Consider the following 17289-nt stretch of genomic DNA (forward strand, 5'->3'; position numbering starts at 1 on the left):
CGCGTCTGCACGGAAAGAGGGATTGGGAGCACATGGACCAGGCACGGGACGACATCTGGGCGATCGAGCACCGCCACTCCGTCAGGCGCTTCACGGGCGAGGCGGTGCCTGCAGACGTTCGCGCCGAGCTTGAGCGGGCCGTTGCCGCAGCGAATGCCACCTCTGGACTGCACATGCAGCTGGCCTGGGACGAGCCCGAGGCCTTCAAGACCATGCTCGCCCACTACGGAAAGTTCCAGAACGCTTGCAACTACCTTGCGCTGGTGGGGCCAAAGGGCCCGGACCTCGACGAGCTGTGCGGCTACTTTGGCGAGAAGATCGTGCTCCTTGCGCAGCGGCTTGGCCTTAACAGCTGCTGGGTGGGCGGCACGTTCAGCCGCAAGAGGACCCGCTGCAACGTGGGCGCAGGCGAGCGGCTCGTGATGGTGGTCGCGCTGGGCCTTGGCGTGGATGACGGACGTCCGCGCAGGTCGAAGGGCATAAGCGAGCTCAGCAACACCCACGGGCTCGTGATGCCGGACTGGTTTCAGCACGGCATGCAGGCGGCGGCGCTCGCGCCCACGGCCCTGAACCAGCAGCACTTCATCTTCACGCTGGACCGCGACCGCACCCGCGTGAGGGCGCAGTCCACGGGCGGCTTCTTCAGCAAGGTCGACCTGGGCATCGCGGAGTGCCACTTCGAGCTTGCAAGCGGACACGCCGTGGAGGACTCCGCCACAAGCCGGCTCGCAGACTCACGCGCGGGCGAGAAGGGCGGCCGTTAGCGACCGATGAGGCCCAGCCTCACGCACGCGTTGTAGATGCCGTCGCGGTCCACGTCGTCGGTCACGAAATCCGCCTGCTCCTTCACCTCTGGGTTGCCGTTGCCCATGGCGACGGAGGTGCCGCACACGCCAAACATACCAAGGTCGTTTCCGCCGTCGCCAAAGGCGATGGCCTCGTCTGGCGTGATGCCGTAGAGGTCGAGCACCTTGCGTACGGCGCGGTCCTTTCCACCTCCGCGGGGGAACACGTCCACGAACTCGCGGGTCCACCGGGTCATCTTGATGTGGTTGCACGCCTGCTTCACCACGTCGGTCTGGCCAGGCTCCAGAAAGACGTTCAGCTGGTAGATGTCCGCGTCAAGCGCAAGGGCGGGGTCGTCCTCCTCGTAGGTGAGGCCCACCCTCGCCTCGATGCTGCGCACCAGGTCGTCGTGGCCGCTCACGAACATGCGCTCTGCCGTCATGAACAGGCACTGGTACATACCGGCCTGCACCTGCCCCACGATCGTGGCGATGTCCGCCTTGTCCATCGTCTCCTGGTACAGAATGCCATCGCGGTTGAGGATGAACTGACCGTTGAACAGGATGAACGCCTCGAGGCTGTCCAGGGGCACCTCCTCTACGGTATACGGGGCGCGCCCGGTGCACAGGAAGCACTTCACGCCGTTCTGACGCAGCTCCCGCAGCGCCACGAGGGTGGACTCCGGCACGCGGTGCGTCGCGAAAGAGATCATGGTTCCGTCCGCGTCGAAGAACGCAGCCTTGATGTTCTGGTCGATCTTCCACTCTGACATGTGGCTCTTCTCCCCTAGCGTCGTGTCTTGGTGGCCCTAGGGCCCGTCTTCTGCTGGCGCGCGTTCATAAGGTAGAGCAGGTGCAGGCCGCGCAGCGTGAGCGTGGGGTCCACGGTCGCGGGATGCCGCAGCAGCCCCGCGATCACCTGCGCGCCGTCGCCGCACATCACGACGGGCGCCTCGCAGCCAAGCTCGCGCTCGATGCCGCGGACGAGCCCGTCTATGCGGATGGCCTCGCCCAGCACCACGCCGGACAGCATGGCCTCGCGCGTGGACTTGCCTATCACGCGGTCGGGGACCTTCAGCTCTATCTGGGGCAGCCGCGCCGCCGCGCCCGCGAGCGCACGCACGCCCAGAGCGAGGCCCGGCGCGATGACGCCACCGGCGAACGCGCCGCGGGCGTCCACCACCTCCATGTTCACGGTAGTCCCAAGGTCGACCGCAATAGCCGGGCACCCCAGGGTCTCGCGCGCGGAGACAGCGTCCGCTATGCGGTCCGGCCCCACCTCGGACGGGTCGTGGTAGTCCATGCGGATGCCCGTCTTCAGGCCCGGCCCCACCACAAGCGGCCGTGCGCCGCACGCGGCGGCAAGGCCTCGCGTCCACGGCTCCGTGAGCGAGGGCACCACGCACGAGAGTATGGCACCCACATGCCCCGTGGCCGCGGCTGGCGCGTTGGCGTCGCGCCCCAGCACCTCGAGTGCGCGCTCCACCAGCAGACGCGCCTCGTCCGCGGTCAGGCGCTCCGGGGTCGTTACCTCGAACGTGCCCACGGGCTCCGCGTCACGGGCGGCGTCAGGCGCAAACAGCCCCAGACTCGTGGTGGTGTTGCCCACGTCCACCGCAAGCGACCCGCATGGCCCGTCCTTCTCGCCCACCTGCATGGCTCCGTCCTTCGCATACTCGCGCCTGCCTTGCGCGGACGCATGGCGCAGGCCGCGCGCGGGGGCAGCATGCGTCCCCATGGGTTTCGCACCACGCCCGCCACCTGTATACTCTAACCGTTTGCCCTGCATGTCCGGCACGGCAGACGGTCCGGTAACCCGACTTCCCGACGCAATCCACGTCAAGGGGAAGCGGATATACGCAAAGGAGCACAATATGGACAACGGCAACAACCGCGCCCCGTGGCGCGGGCAGCTCACGCTGCGTGGAGCGATCATCGGCACTATAGGCTGCGTCATCATCACGGCGTCGTCCGCCTACACGGCGCTCAGGCTGGGGGCGCTGCCCTGGCCCATCGTGTTCGCGGCGGTCATCTCGCTCTTCTTCCTCAGGCTTCTGGGCAACGCCAGCCTGAACGAGGCCAACGTAACCCACACCATCATGTCCGCCGGCGCCATGGTCGCGGGTGGCCTTGCGTTTACGCTGCCCGGCGCGTGGATGCTGGGACTTGCCAACCAGATGGGCTGGGTGCAGATGTTTTTGGTGGCGCTGTGCGGCACCGTGCTGGGCCTGGTGTGCACCGCGCTCATACACCGTCACTTCATCGTGGAGGACGAGCTCGAGTTCCCCACCGGCACCGCCGCGGCCGAGACGCTGCGCGCCACCGAGGCGGGCGGCAGCACCGGCGCCAGGCTGTTCTGGTCCATGGGACTTGCCGGCGCGTACGGCGTGCTGCGCGACGCCCTGGGCGTGGTCCCCACCATGCTGGCCCAGCTGCCCATCCCCGGCGTCAGCTTCGGCATCTACAACTCGCCCATGATGCTCTCCGTGGGCTTTCTCGTGGGCTTCGTGCCGCTGGCGTTCTGGTTCGGCGGCGCCGCGTTCGCAAACTTCGGCCTGATAGGCGCAGGCAGCGCCCTTGGCCTGTGGAGCGTCACAAGCGCCCAGGGCATCGTGAGCAGCCTCGGCATGGGGCTCATGATGGGCTCGGGCATCGCCACCGTCGTCAAGGACATCCTGCCACAGGTGGGCACGTTCGTGCGTCAGGCCCGCCAGGACGCGCCGGGCGAGAAGGACGACCCCCAGTCGCTGGTATCGGGCAGTCTCCGCACGGACGCCGGGATCTTCGGCGTCGCCACCGCTGCCGTGGCCGTCCTCGCGTGCCTGGGGCTTGGCCTTTCTCCCGTGGCCTCCGTCGTCGTGGTTGCGCTCACCTTCGTCACCACCATCATGAGCGCGCAGTCATGCGGCCAGACCGGCATCGACCCCATGGAGATCTTCGGCCTCATCGTGCTTCTGGCCGTAGCGGCGCTCGGCGAGCACAGCCAGGTCAGGCTGTTTTTCGTCGCGGGCATGGTCGCCGTGGCATGCGGACTCGCCGGCGACGTGATGAACGACTTCCGCGCAGGCCACCTGCTGGGAACGGACCCGCGCGCGCAGTGGCTTGGCCAGGCCTTGGGCGGCATCGTGGGCGCCGTCGTCGCGGCAGCCGTCATGTGCGCGCTCGTGGCGGCATATGGTCCGGGCGCGTTCGGCCCGGGCAAGGCGTTCGTCGCGGCACAGGCGTCCGTCGTCGCAACCATGATTTCTGGCATCCCCAGCGTGCCCGCCTTCGCGATCGGCCTTGCCGCCGGCATCGCGCTCTACTGGGCAAAGCTCCCCGCCATGATGGTGGGCCTTGGCGTCTACCTGCCGTTCTACATGTCGCTCACCGCGTTTCTGGGCGCGCTCGCGAAGCTCGCCTACGATGCCGCCTGGCGCCGCCGGAACGCCGCGGCCACCTCGGGAACCGACGATGCGGAGCGCGAGCGCCTCTTTGCGGAGCATGAGCAGAACGGCCTCGTCGTCGCATCCGGCGTGCTTGGCGGCGAGTCCATCGTGGGCGTGATCATCGCGTTCGCGTCCGTCATCATGGGACTCGCGGCCTAGGCTCCCCACCAGGTACGGCACCGCACCTCGTCAAGTCGACGCGTTACGCAAGCCCGCCCGCACCCCGCCGATTGGCGTGGATGCGGGCGGGTCCTTTTGCGAGCGACCGATCGCTATGCCTTGCTACGCCCTGGCCTGGGCTCGTGCCTGGAATGCCGCGATGATCTTGTCACCCATCTGCGAGGTGCTCAGGCGCTTGTCCTCCGGGGTGTCGTCGTCCGCAAGGTCGGCCGTGCGCCAACCCGCGTTCAGCACGTCCTCCACCGCGCCAGCGACGTCGTCCGCCGCGTCGTCCATCTGGAAGCTGTAGCGAAGCATGAGCTCGACGGAGAGGATCTGCGCAATGGGGTTCGCTATGCCCTTGCCTGCGATGTCGGGCGCGGAGCCGTGGCTCGGCTCGTACAGGGCGGTGCCCGTGCCGAGCGATGCGGACGCGAGCATGCCGAGCGAGCCCGTCAGCATGGACGCCTCGTCCGAGAGGATGTCGCCAAACGTGTTCTCCGTCACAAGGACGTCAAACTGGGACGGGTTCGCGACCAGCTGCATGGCACAGTTATCCACGAGCATGTCCTCACCCTCGACGTCCGGATACTCCTCGTTCAGACGGTGGTTCACCTCGCGCCACAGCCTGGAGGTCTCGAGCACGTTTGCCTTGTCCACGGAGGTAACGATGCCGTCGCGGCGAGCTGCCGCCTCGTACGCCCAGCGGATGACGCGCTCGATCTCGTACTCCGAGTACTCCATGGTGTCGAACGCCTTGTCGCCGGCCGCACCGGCAACGCCTGCCCCCTCGACGCCGTGCTCGCGACGGTGCTCGCCAAAGTACAGGCCACCCGTGAGCTCGCGCACGATGAGCAAATCTACGCCATCAAGCCTGTCCTCGCGCAGCGGAGATGCATCGCGAAGCGCCTCGTACACGCGAACGGGACGCAGGTTGAGGTACAGGCCCAGGTTCTTGCGGATGGCAAGCAGGCCCTGCTCCGGACGCACGGCGCCGGGGCGGGTGTCGTTCCACTTCGGGCCGCCGACGGCCGCAAGCAGCACCGCGTCCGCCGCCTCCGCCGCGGCGAGCGTCGCAGGGGGAAGCGCGCTCACGTCCTCGCCGGCCTCGCGGGTCGCGTCGATCGCGGCGCCGCCTATGAGCTGGTCCTCGCACGCAAACTCCACGTCGCACGCAGTGCCGACCGCCTCGAGCAGCCGTTTCGCCTCCGCGATGATCTCCGGGCCGATCCCGTCGCCCGGGAGCGTGCATATCCTGTACGTCTTCGACGCCATGACAACCTCCTTCGGCGCACCCGTGCGGCGCGCCGTCGACAAACTTCCCGAGGGGCCATCCGCCCCGGCTACGCGTTCTTCTCGGCCATCTGACGCTTCGTGCGCGCCACCAGGCCACCCTCGTTGATGATTTCCTGGATGAACGGCGGGAACGGCTGCGCCTGGAACGTGGCACCCGTGGTCTCGTCCCTCACGACGCCGGTGTCCGCGTCCACGTACACCACGTCGCCGTCAGAAATCGCGTCCGCCGCCTCCGGGCACTCCATGATGGGCAGTCCGATGTTGATGGCGTTGCGATAGAAGATGCGCGCAAAGCTCTTCGCGATGACCACGCTCACGCCGGCCGCCTTGATGGCCACGGGCGCATGCTCGCGAGAAGAGCCACAGCCAAAGTTCTCGTCCGCGACTATGATGTCGCCCCTCTTGACTCTGCCCACGAACGTGGGGTCGAGGTCCTCCAGGCAGTGCTTCGCGAGCTCTGCCGGATCCGAGGTGTTGAGGTAGCGGGCGGGGATGATCACGTCCGTGTCGACGTCGCGCCCGTAGCGAAATGCGGTTCCCTTGAACTTCATGATGCTATCTCCCTTAGGCTTGGTCGAGGTCGGACGGCAGCGCGATGTGACCGGCGACGGCAGACGCCGCGCACACGGCGGGGCTAGCCAGGTACACTTCGGACGTGGGGTCTCCCATGCGACCCACGAAGTTGCGGTTCGTCGAGCTCACGCACCGCTCGCCTGCGGCAAGGATGCCCATGTAGCCGCCGAGGCACGGACCGCACGTGGGGGTGGACACCACGCAGTGCGCATCGATGAACACGTCCATGAGACCCTCGTGCACGCACTGCAGCCAGACGCCCTGCGTCGCGGGAATCACGATGCAGCGTACGTTCGGGTCAACGGTGCGCCCGCGCAGGACGTCCGCGGCAGCGCGCATGTCTTCGATGCGGCCGTTGGTACAGCTGCCGATGACGGCCTGGTCGATGGCAATGTCGCGACTCTCGGCGACCGGATGCGTGTTGCTTGGCAGGTGCGGCCAGGAGACCTGCGGCACGACGTCTGCCGCATCGATTCTCACCACCTGCTTGTACGTGCAGTCGGGATCCGCGTGATACTCCTTGTACGGGCGCTCGCAGCGGCCGTCCAGCCAGGCGCGCGCAACGTCGTCCACCTCGAAGAGCCCCGCCTTGCCGCCTGCCTCGATCGCCATGTTCGCGATGGTGAGACGACCCTCCACGGAGAGGTTCCGGATGGTGGAGCCGGCAAACTCCATGGCGCAGTACAGCGCGCCGTCCACGCCGATCTTGCCGATCACGTACAGGATGATGTCCTTCGCGGAGGCGCCAGCCGGCAGCTCCCCGTCCACCTGGATGCGAATGGTCTCGGGCACCTTGAACCATGCGCGTCCGGTCGCCATGCCGACGCCGGCGTCCGTGGAGCCAACGCCCGTGCTGAACGCGCCGATGCCGCCGTACGTGCAGGTGTGGGAGTCCGCGCCTATGATGAGGTCGCCGGGGCCGACGATGCCCTTCTCGGGGAGAAGAGCGTGCTCGATGCCCATGCACCCCTGCTCGAAGTAGTGGGTGATGCCCATCTCGTGGGCAAAGTCGCGCGTGACCTTCGTCTGCTCCGCGCTCTTGATGTCCTTGTTCGGGCTGTAGTGGTCCGGAACGAGGAAGATCTTCGTCGGGTCGAAGACGCCTGCTCCAATCTCGCGCACCGTCTTGATGGCGATTGGTGCCGTAATGTCGTTGGCGAGCACGCCGTCGAGGTCGCACTCGATAAGCTGGCCGGGGACGACCTCGTCGAGGCCTGCATGGTCGGCGAGGATCTTCTCTGCCATCGTCATGGGACGTGCCATGGTTGCTCCTTCCTAGTTGAGCGTGTCGGGCGTCGCCAGAAGCGAGTCCACAAACTGTCGCGCCCCGCGGGCGGAACGGCCGCCGCGCCTGGTTGCGAAGCGCTCGGCGGCAAGGTCAAGCTGGCCCTCGTCCATAGAGATGCCCCTGTCCGCGGCAAGCTTGTGGACAATGTCAAGGTAGACGCCCTTGTCGGGCTTGTAGAACGTAAGGTGGATGCCAAAGCGGTCGGAAAGCGAGACGATCTCCTGAATCGTGTCGCGCTGGTGCACGTCGTCGCCGTCGCGGTCGCTGAAACGCTCGCGCACCAGATGGCGGCGGTTGCTCGTCGCATAGATCACGACGTTGTCGGACTTCGCGGACACGGAGCCCTCCAGAATGGCCTTCAGCGCCGCGAAGTTGTCGTCGTCCGCCGAGAACGACAGGTCGTCGATGAAGATGACGAACTTCAGCGGGTTCTGCGTGAGCTGGTCCAGGATCGCCGGGATGGCGCGCAGCTGCTCCTTGCGGACCTCCAGGATGCGCAGCCCCTCCGGCGCAAGCGCGTTTGCCACGGCCTTGACCGTGGAGCTCTTGCCCGTGCCGGCATCCCCCGTGAGCAGGATGTTCGCGGCGGGAAGCCCGCGCAGCAGCGCACGCGTGTTCTCCAGGATGGCGTTGCGCTGGCGCTCGTAGTCCACGAGGTCCTCCAGTCGCTGCGGGTCAGGGTAGCGCACGGGCACGATCTGTCCTTGGTCCACGCGAAACACGTGGTAGCGGGCATACATGCCCCAGCCCGTGCGACCGATGCTCGCCGCCCTCTCCGCGTAGGCCGCGGGGAGGTCGATGCTGGAGTTGGCAAAGTGGGGCAACAGCGCGCGAAGGTCCTTCTCGCCCACCGGGGCGAGAAGGACTTCCGCCGTGAGGTTCGCCATCATGCCAAGCGTCTCGAGCTCGCTTGACGCGGCATCCTCAAGCTCCTGAGCGACGTGTCCCCCCGCACCGAGGCGCCTGAGGTATGCGTTCTCATCGTCAAGGACCACGGTGCGCACGTGGGTGGCGAGGTCGGCGTCGCCCGTGGCGAGCAGCGTCGCCACCAGCCGCGCATACGCGTCCGCGTACTCGTGCTCCAGACCGGGACGCGCGGGGTCCGCCTCAAGCCGGTTTCCCAGCTCGGCGCAGCGCGCGACCGCGGCGATCACGTCGTCTTCGAGCACGCCCCTGAAGACCGCGAGCGAGAGCAGGCCGAGGCGGAGCCTCCTGAACGTCACCCCCGTGTCCCACGCGGCCATGCTACTCCCCCGCCGAGAGGACGGCGCCGTTTGCGCCGGAGCCCACGAGCGCGGCATAGCGCTTGAGATAGCCGTGAAGCTCCTTCTTCTTGGGCACGAATGCCGCCATGCGGCGCTCGTACTCCGCGTTGTCGATCTTGAGCTCGATGCGGTTATTCGGGATGTCGATCAGGATGGTGTCACCCTCCTCCACGATGCCGATCGGGCCGCCGCTTGCCGCCTCGGGGGAAACGTGACCCACGCAGGCGCCGCGCGTCGCGCCTGAGAAGCGGCCGTCCGTGATGAGCGCGACGGACTCGCCAAGGCCGCGGCCCATGATCGCGGAGGTGGGGTTCAGCATCTCGCGCATGCCGGGGCCGCCCTTCGGGCCCTCGTAGCGGATGACCACGACGTCGCCCGCGACGATCTTGCCCTCGTCGATGGCCTGCTGCGCGGCCTCCTCGCTCTCGAACACGCGGGCCGGACCCTCGTGGACGAGCATGTTGGGCGCGACGGCCGCCCGCTTGACGACCGACCCCTCCGGCGCGAGGTTGCCGCGCAGGACGGCGATGCCGCCAGTGGCAGAGTACGGGTCGTCCACCGGGCGGATCACGTCGTGGTCGAGCACGGGGTGGTTCGCGATGTTCTCGCCCACGGTCTTGCCGGTGACCGTCATGCAGTCGAGGTTGAGCAGGCCCTTCTTGGAGAGCTCGTTCATGACGGCGTAGATGCCGCCCGCCTCGTTGAGGTCCTCCATGTACGTGCGGCCAGCCGGTGCCAGGTGGCAGATGTTCGGCGTGCGGGCCGACATCTCGTTCGCGTTGTCGAGGTTGAGATCGATGCCGCACTCGTGCGCGATGGCGGGCAGGTGGAGCATCGTGTTGGTGGAGCAGCCGAGGGCCATGTCGACGGTGAGCGCGTTCGCGAACGCCTCCCTCGTCATGATGTCGCGCGGGCGTATGTCGCGGCGAAGCATCTCCATGACGGCCATGCCGGCGTGCTTCGCGAGCTCCAGGCGCGCGGAGTATACGGCGGGGATGGTGCCGTTGCCAGAGAGGCCCATGCCGATGACCTCGGTCAGGCAGTTCATTGAGTTCGCGGTGTACATGCCAGAGCACGAGCCGCACGTCGGGCACACCTTTCGCGCGTAGTCCTCCAGGTCCTCCTCGCTCATCTTGCCGGCGGAGTAGCTGCCCTGCGCCTCGAACATGGACGAGAGGCTGGTCTTGCAGCCGTGGACGTGACCGGCGAGCATGGGACCGCCAGACACGAGCACCGTGGGCACGTTCACGCGTGCCGCTGCCATGAGCAGGCCGGGAACGTTCTTGTCGCAGTTCGGGACCATCACGAGCGCGTCGAAGCCATGCGCGAGCGCCATGCACTCCGTGGAGTCCGCGATAAGGTCGCGCGTGACGAGGCTGTACTTCATGCCGGTGTGGCCCATGGCGATGCCGTCGCACACAGCAATCGCGGGGAACACCACGGGCATGCCACCGGCCATGGCAACGCCCATCTTGACGGCCTCGACGATCTTGTCGATGTTCATGTGGCCGGGGACGATCTCGTTCTGGGAACTCACGATGCCCACGATGGGGCGGTGCATCTCCTCCTCGGTCCAACCGAGCGCATGGAACAGCGAGCGATGCGCCGCGTTGCGCGCGCCAAACTTAATCTCATCGCTCGCGAAATGCTCGCGATCCGGAGCCTCTTCCATTGGTTCCTCCTTGTTCTTCTCGCCCACCGGGGGCGCGCATTATTACCTCTTTAACTAGTTCGCAAGCGAGAAGCCCGCGTCCTGCAGGTGCTGGCGGATCTCCTCTATCTGCTTGTTGTCACGGGTCTCCATGCCCACGCGCAGGATGCAGCTCGAGATGGGCAGGTCGGGATCGGTCAGGTCGTAGTCGACGGACACAACGTTCGCGCCGAGCTCCGCGATGATGTGGCTGACCTGCTCCAGCTGGCCCGGCTTGTCCGTGAGCTTAAGCGAGAGCGTGACCTTGCGGCCACTCATGGCAAGGCCGCGGTTGATGACGCGCGACAGGATGTTCACATCGATGTTGCCACCGCTTATGACGCAGACGACGCGCTTGCCCTCGACGGGCAGGTGACCGAACATGCAGGCCGCGACCGGCGTCGCACCCGCGCCCTCCGCGACGAGCTTCTGGCGTTCCATGAGCGCGAGAATCGCGGCGGCGATCTCGTCGTCCGAGACGGTCACGATGTCGTCGACGTACTTCTCGACCATCTCGAAGTTCAGGGTGCCGGGGACCTTGACCTGGATGCCGTCCGCGAACGTGACGGCGGAGTCGGAGGCGGCCCACTTGTCCTGGCGGAACGCGTCCGCGAACGCGGAGGCACCCTCCGCCTGGACGCCGTAGACCTTGCACTGCGGGCGTAGGCTCTTGATGGCGAGCGCGACGCCTGAGATGAGCCCGCCACCGCCGACGGGAACGACGACCGCGTCCACGCCGTCGAGCTGATCGAGGATCTCGAGGCCGATGGTGCCCTGGCCTGCGATCACGTCCTCGTCGTCGTACGGGTGAATGAACGTTGCGCCCGTCTCCTCCTGCAGGCGGACGGCCTCGTCGTGGGCATCATCGTACGTGCCCTTGACCAGGCGCACCTCCGCACCGAGCCTGCGCGTGTTCTCCACCTTCATGATGGGGGCGCCGTCCGGCATGCACACGACGCTCTTGACGCCCAGGCGCGTCGCCGCAAGGGCGACGCCCTGCGCGTGGTTGCCCGCACTGCACGCGATGATGCCGCGGGACAGCTCGTCCTTGCTGAGACGATTGATCTTGTAGTATGCGCCGCGAATCTTGAACGAGCCGGTGACCTGCAGGTTCTCCGTCTTCAGGTGCAGGTCCATCCCTTCGACCAGGTTGGGTGCCGCAATGAGGTCGGTCTTTCGAGCGACCCCGCGCAGAGCGTATGCTGCGTTGTACACCTTGTCCAGTGAGAGCATCCTGAGGTTCCTTTCTTGGGTTTGAACTGGGGTTTCCCACTTTTGCTACTGGCGGTTTGCTAGACCGCGAGGAAGTTCGTGATGTGCTGGCCGCCGGGGACCATGGGACGCACCATCTCGTCACGGTCGAGCACCACGTCGATCACGTAGCCGTGACCACAGCCGAGCGCCTCGCGCAGCGCCGCCTCGAAGTCCGCGACGGTCGAGACGCGCCTGCCGTCCAGGCCGTAGGCGCGAGCCAGGTCCGGCCACGAGGGCGGGCGGTCGAGGTTCGTCTGGGAGTAGTGCCCGTTGTAGATGAGCGTCTGCCACTGGTGCACCATACCCAGGACCTCGTTGTCGTAGATGATGGTGATGATGGGCAGCTTGTAGTGCTCCTCGGTCGCGAGCTCGATGCAGTTCATGCGGAACGAGCCGTCGCCCGTGACGTGGATGACGCGCTTTGTGGGGTTGCCCACCTGCGCGCCAATGGCAGCACCCAGGCCAAAGCCCATGGTGCCGAACCCGCCCGAAGTGAGCAGCTGGCCGGGATAGTCGTAGTGGAAGTGCTGGATGGCCCACATCTGGTGCTGACCGACGTCCGTCGTCACGATGGTGTCCTGCGGACACAGGCGTGCGACGACGTCATCCACCTGCTTCGGGGTGAGGTGGCCCTCCTCCTCGTCGTACACCGTCTCGGTGGGATACGAGAACACGAACTCCTTCCACTCCGAGTGGTCGAGCTGCCCCGCGGACTCGAGTCGCTTGAGCAGCAGCTGGAGCACCTGTCGCACGTCGCCCTGGATGCCCTTCTCGCAGTGGACGTTCTTGCCGATCTCGGCCGGGTCGATGTCGATCTGGACGATCTTCGCCTTCGAGGCGAACGTGTCGGGCTTGAGGGCGATGCGGTCCGAGAACCTGCAGCCAAGCGCAAGCAGCAAATCGCAGTTGTCGACGGCCATGTTCGAGGCCTGGGAGCCGTGCATGCCAATCATGCCCGTGGTCAGGGGGTCGCGTCCCCTGAAGCCGCCACCGCCCATGACCGTGATGGCAACGGGCGCGTCGATCTGGTTCGCAAAGCGGTTGAGCTCGCCGTTGGCCCTGCTGCGCACCACGCCGCCGCCGCAGATGATCATCGGGCGCTTCGACTCCAGCACCATCTGGACTACCTCGTCTACGTCCGCCGCGTCGACCGCGGGCGGCTCGAGCGACGCGCGAAGCTCGTCGGGCAGAAGGCCGGGCGCAAGGTGCGAGAGGTGCTCGGAAAGGTGGACGGGCGCATACGAGGTGAACGTCTGGGTGACGTCCTTCGTGATGTCCAGGAACACGGGACCAGGCCTGCCGGAGCGCGCTACCAAAAACGCCGCGCGCACGACGGAGGCGAGCTCGCTCACGTCGGACACCTGGCGCGTCCACTTCGTGATCGGCTTCATGACCGCGGTGCTGTCCACCTCTTGGAACGAGTTCTTGCCCAGCAGCTGGGACGTGACGTTGCAGCTGATGGCCACCACGGGCGAGCTGTCCGCCATCGCGGTTGCGATGCCGGTCGTCAGGTTCGTGGCGCCGGGACCGGACGTCGCAAAGCACACGCCCACGCGCCCCGTGGAGCGAGCGTAGCCGTCCGCGGCGTGAGCGGCACCCTGCTCGTGGCTCACAAGATAGTGGTTGATGCCGCTCGTCTGGTACAGAGCGTCGTATACGTCCAGAATCGTGCCGCCGGGATACCCAAAGACGGTGTCCACTCCCTGCTCCTTGAGGCATTCCAGCAGAATCTGAGCCCCTGTCAGCTGCAGTTCCATCGGTCCCCTTTCCCCTTTTGCCCTGTCGCGTCGCTTCCTCGAACCTCATCTGATGTCTAATAAAAAGAGTCCCCGCCCCTGGCGAAGACCCACATGCGTTGCAACCCCTTTGTAAAAAGAGGCTGCAACTAGATAATAATTAGGATTTCAGCGGAGAAGACCATGTGTCCGCGACCGTTAGACCTTGCCTCCGTCATCGGGCATCCTCCTCCAAACGTCTGAATCGTTACGAACCGTGAACACCTATATTTGCACACCACGACACGCTTCTCCATAGATGCTCCGCGCTCGTAACAAAGTGGTTGCATTGCCATCAGCCGAGTCACAAAGCGGCTGGTAGAGACCAAAAAGGGAACGCGGCCCAGGACAGATGCCCAAGCCGCGTTCCCACGCTCTTCTCACGGTCTATCCGGCCGTCGAAGGACCCCCTAGTTGTTCAGGAGCTTGTCCTCGTCGTTCCACGCATACAGGGCGCGGATCTTCTTGCCGGTCTCCTCCATCAGGGTCTCGGCCTGCTGCCGACGCATCGCCTTGAAGTGGACCTGGTGGCTCTCCTCGGACATGTCAAGCAGGAACTCCTTGGCGAACTCGCCATTCTGGATGCGCTTCAGGTTGTAGCGCATGCCCTCCTTGGCGGCCTCGGTGATCACGTGCGGACCGGCGGTGTAGTCGCCGTACTCCGCGGTGTTGGAGATGGAGGAGCGCATGCCAGCGAAGCCGCTCTCGTAGATGAGGTCGACGATCAGCTTCATCTCGTGGATGCACTCGAAGTAGGCGTTGCGAGGATCGTAGCCCGCCTCGACCAGCGTGTTGAAGCCGGCCTCCATCAGGTCGGTCACGCCGCCGCAGAGGACGTTCTGCTCGCCAAAGAGGTCGGTCTCGGTCTCGGTCTTGAAGTCGGTCTCGAGAAGTGCCGCGCGAGCTCCGCCGATGGCAGCGCCGTAGGCCAGGGCGAGGTCGAACGCGTCGCCGGTGGCGTCCTGGTGGGCGCAGACCAGGCACGGGGTGCCCTTGCCCTCGACGTAGGTGGAGCGGACGGTGTGGCCGGGAGCCTTGGGGGCAACCATGATCACGTTGCAGTCCGGGCGGACGGTGATGCAGCCGTAGTGGATGTTGAAGCCGTGCGCAAAGGCGATGGTCTTACCCGGGGCGAGGTTCGGCTCGATGTCCTCCTTGTACATCTTGGCCTGATACTCGTCGTTGATCAGGATCATGATGATGTCAGCCCACTTGGCGGCCTCGGCGTTAGAGACGACCTCGAGGCCCTGCTTCTCGGCCTTCGCCTTAGACTTGGAACCGGGGCGCAGACCAACCTTCACGTCCACGCCGGAATCCTTCAGGTTCAGCGCGTGCGCGTGACCCTGAGAGCCGTAGCCAATGATTGCGACCTTCTTGCCGTCGAGCTTGCTGACGTCGCAATCCTGCTCGTGGAACATCCTGAATGCCATCTGTTTTCCTTTCGTTCGATGGATGGTACGGAAACTCTATGTGACAGAGACTCCCATGGGGAGTCTGGGTCTCCCTTTGTTAACACGCTTGCGATGTGCGGCACATATCCTTCAAATCGCGCCTAGACGCTCGCCACGTCCCTCATCACGCTCGGACCGCGCTCCAGGCTCACGACCCCCGTACGACACACCTCAAGAATCTCGAAGTCGCGCATCAGATCGATGAAGTTGTCGATGCGCCTGCTTCCCCCAGCAATCCTGAAGACGATGGAGTCGCGGGTGTAGTCCACGATCTTCGCCCTGAACGCGTCCGCCGCGTCAAGCACCTGCGAGCGCGTCTCGTTGCGGTTCGCCATCTTGATCAGCAGCAGCTCACAGCTGATGGAGTCCTCCGGGTCGAACTCCTTCCACGAGATGACGTCCGGCAGCTTGGCAAGCTGTGCGACAAGCTGGCGCTTCGAGCGCTCCTCGCCCTCATACTGCACCGTGATGCGGCTCAGCCTCTCCGTCTCGGTCTCGGACACCGTCAGGCTCAGGATGTTGAACTGCCTGCGCCTGAACATGCTGGTAACACGATTGAGGACGCCGTACTCGTTCCTGACCATGATGGCGATGTTGTACGTGGTCATCCGTCTACCTCCCCATCCTGGCACGGACGTCGTCCATGTTCACAATCAGCTCGTCCATGGACGCCCCGATCCTCAGCACGGGCGTGACGAACTCGTCCTTGTCTATCGGCACCTCGATGAGCTTCGGCCCCGCCGTCGCAGGGTCGCCCTGGGCGAGAAGTGCCCGCCCCAAGGCTTCGGAGAACTCCTCGATCGTCTGGACCCTCGTTGCCTCGGCCCCCATCCCCCGAGCAATCGCACAGAAGTCTGCACCGCCATGCCTCAGGGTGGTCATGGCATAGCGCTGCCCCTTGAAGAGCGACTGCATCTGGCGGACCATTCCGAGCACCCCGTTGTTCAGAAGCACGATGCACACGGGTATGTGGTGGTCCGCCGCCGTGATCATCTCCGCCATGTCCATGGCGAAGGAGCCGTCGCCGGTCACCAGGATGGAGGGCCTGCCGGTCGCCAGCGCAACCCCGTTCGCGGCACCAAGGCCAAAGCCCATCGTCCCCAGGCCGCCAGAGGTGATGAACGTCCTTGGCCTCGTGAAGCGCAGGTACTGCGCGGCCCACATTTGGTGCTGACCGACGTCAGTCACGACTGCCACGTCCTCTGAGCGCGCCGCGTCTATGGCCTCCATTACGTTCTTGGGGGTCAGCCCTTCTCGATAGTCCGCGTAGCCGCGTTCCTGGGCACGAAGCTCTCGCACGTGGCGTACCCACTCCTCGTGGGTGTTGGGCTCTATGAGCTCGGCCACGTCCTCCAAGAAGGCCCGCACGTCGCTCTTGACCTCCACCTGGTCCTCGAGGCTCTTCGAGAACTCGGACGTGTCGACGTCCACGTGGACGACCTTGCCACTTGGGGCGAACTTCGTGCGGTCACCCGTAGACCTGTCGTTGAAGCGGGCACCAAGCGCGATGAGGCAGTCGCACTCGTACATCGCCCTCGTGCTGGCGAAGTGCCCGTGCATGCCCTCCATGCCCAGGAAGCCGGGCGCGTCGGTCGGGACGCCCGAGACGCCCATGAGCGAGCACCCGATGGGAGCTCCGATCTTCTTCGCGAAGTCGATGATCTCCTGCGACGCACCGGACCAGACGGCCCCGCCACCGAAGTACACGAACGGCCTGCGAGACCTGTTTATCGCTGTGGCAGCTGCCTCAAGCTCATCTCTGGACGCACGGGGAGGCTCGTCGGCGGGAAGCGGCCCCGCATCCTGCCAGTCGATCATCGCACGCTGGACGTCGGCGGGAATGTCCACGAGGACGGGGCCCCGCCTGCCAGAGTTCGCAAGTCGGAACGCCTCGCGCAGCACCTCCTGCAGGCGGTTCGCGTCGCGCACGAAGTAGTTGTGCTTCGTGATTGGCAGCGTGACGCCCGTGATGTCAAGCTCCTGGAACGCATCCGTTCCGATCATCTGGTTCGACACGTTGCCCGTAATGGCAATCAGCGGTACGGAGTCCAGGTACGCCGTGGCAATGCCCGTCACCAGGTTCGTCGCGCCCGGACCGGAGGTCGCGATCACGACGCCCGTCTTTCCAGTCGCCCGAGCGTAGCCGTCCGCCGAGTGGCAGCCATGCTGCTCGTGCGTCGGCTCGATGACCCGAATCTTGTCCGTCGCATCGTAGAGAGCGTCGAACAGCTCGAGCACGGTCCCGCCCGGATAGCCAAACACGGTGTCGACACCCTCGGAGACGAGGGTCTCGACAATGCCCTGTGCGCCAGAGATTCGCCTCAT

At 65.8% G+C, this 17289-nt stretch carries 14 protein-coding genes; 2 read left to right on the forward strand and 12 right to left on the reverse strand.

Annotated features, from left to right (window positions below):
• The first annotated feature begins 32 nt into the window (after positions 1–32).
• Positions 33–764 carry a nitroreductase family protein gene (locus BLT96_RS07730; protein WP_090863280.1) on the forward strand — a complete coding sequence of 244 codons (732 nt, stop codon included), beginning with the start codon at positions 33–35 and terminating at the stop codon, positions 762–764.
• Here BLT96_RS07730 and BLT96_RS07735 read toward each other — a convergent pair.
• Together BLT96_RS07735 and BLT96_RS07740 are read right to left on the reverse strand one after the other, a co-directional pair.
• Positions 761–1558 (reverse strand): Cof-type HAD-IIB family hydrolase, encoded by a 798-nt coding sequence (locus BLT96_RS07735; protein WP_090863285.1) that lies wholly within the window; start codon positions 1556–1558, stop codon positions 761–763. The genes BLT96_RS07730 and BLT96_RS07735 overlap by 4 nt on opposite strands.
• 14 nt (positions 1559–1572) lie before the next feature.
• Positions 1573–2523 carry a type III pantothenate kinase gene (locus tag BLT96_RS07740; protein WP_336433186.1) on the reverse strand — a complete coding sequence of 317 codons (951 nt, stop codon included), beginning with the start codon at positions 2521–2523 and terminating at the stop codon, positions 1573–1575.
• 136 nt (positions 2524–2659) lie between these two features.
• On the opposite strand from BLT96_RS07740, the gene BLT96_RS07745 reads away from it, so the two are divergent.
• Entirely contained in the window at positions 2660–4372 is a 1713-nt protein-coding gene (locus BLT96_RS07745; protein WP_090863288.1) for an OPT/YSL family transporter, read from the forward strand.
• A 123-nt stretch (positions 4373–4495) separates the two neighbouring features.
• Here BLT96_RS07745 and leuB read toward each other — a convergent pair whose 3' ends face one another.
• The 10 genes from leuB to ilvB (BLT96_RS07795) form a co-directional block, all read right to left on the reverse strand.
• Entirely contained in the window at positions 4496–5647 is a 1152-nt protein-coding gene (gene leuB, locus BLT96_RS07750; protein WP_090863291.1) for a 3-isopropylmalate dehydrogenase, read from the reverse strand.
• A 68-nt stretch (positions 5648–5715) separates the two neighbouring features.
• Positions 5716–6219 carry a 3-isopropylmalate dehydratase small subunit gene (leuD, locus tag BLT96_RS07755; RefSeq protein WP_090863294.1) on the reverse strand — a complete coding sequence of 168 codons (504 nt, stop codon included), beginning with the start codon at positions 6217–6219 and terminating at the stop codon, positions 5716–5718.
• 13 nt (positions 6220–6232) lie between these two features.
• Positions 6233–7504, reverse strand: a complete 1272-nt coding sequence (gene leuC, locus BLT96_RS07760; RefSeq protein ID WP_090863297.1) for a 3-isopropylmalate dehydratase large subunit — start codon at positions 7502–7504, stop codon at positions 6233–6235.
• Between the two features lie 12 nt (positions 7505–7516).
• Positions 7517–8773 (reverse strand): ATP-binding protein, encoded by a 1257-nt coding sequence (locus BLT96_RS07765; RefSeq protein WP_090863300.1) that lies wholly within the window; start codon positions 8771–8773, stop codon positions 7517–7519.
• Position 8774: 1 nt separating this feature from the next.
• A complete protein-coding gene (ilvD, locus tag BLT96_RS07770; RefSeq protein ID WP_090863303.1) occupies positions 8775–10466 on the reverse strand; it encodes a dihydroxy-acid dehydratase in 1692 nt (563 codons plus the stop codon).
• 54 nt (positions 10467–10520) lie between these two features.
• Positions 10521–11717: a threonine ammonia-lyase gene (gene ilvA / locus BLT96_RS07775; RefSeq protein WP_090863306.1), complete on the reverse strand. Its 1197-nt coding sequence runs from the start codon at positions 11715–11717 to the stop codon at positions 10521–10523.
• Between the two features lie 59 nt (positions 11718–11776).
• On the reverse strand, positions 11777–13495 hold the full coding sequence (gene ilvB, locus BLT96_RS07780) for a biosynthetic-type acetolactate synthase large subunit (protein ID WP_197674344.1): 1719 nt from the start codon (positions 13493–13495) through the stop codon (positions 11777–11779).
• Between the two features lie 428 nt (positions 13496–13923).
• The gene (gene ilvC / locus BLT96_RS07785) at positions 13924–14967 is read right to left on the reverse strand and encodes a ketol-acid reductoisomerase (protein ID WP_256324467.1); all 1044 of its coding nucleotides are present in this window, start codon (positions 14965–14967) and stop codon (positions 13924–13926) included.
• 98 nt (positions 14968–15065) lie between these two features.
• Complete coding sequence (gene ilvN / locus BLT96_RS07790) at positions 15066–15572, reverse strand: acetolactate synthase small subunit (RefSeq protein WP_090845130.1); 507 nt, start codon at positions 15570–15572, stop codon at positions 15066–15068.
• A gap of 4 nt (positions 15573–15576) precedes the next feature.
• Positions 15577–17289 (reverse strand): biosynthetic-type acetolactate synthase large subunit, encoded by a 1713-nt coding sequence (gene ilvB / locus BLT96_RS07795; RefSeq protein ID WP_090863309.1) that lies wholly within the window; start codon positions 17287–17289, stop codon positions 15577–15579.

The sequence above is a fragment of the Parafannyhessea umbonata genome, assembly GCF_900105025.1.
Taxonomy (GTDB): Bacteria; Actinomycetota; Coriobacteriia; order Coriobacteriales; family Atopobiaceae; genus Parafannyhessea; species Parafannyhessea umbonata.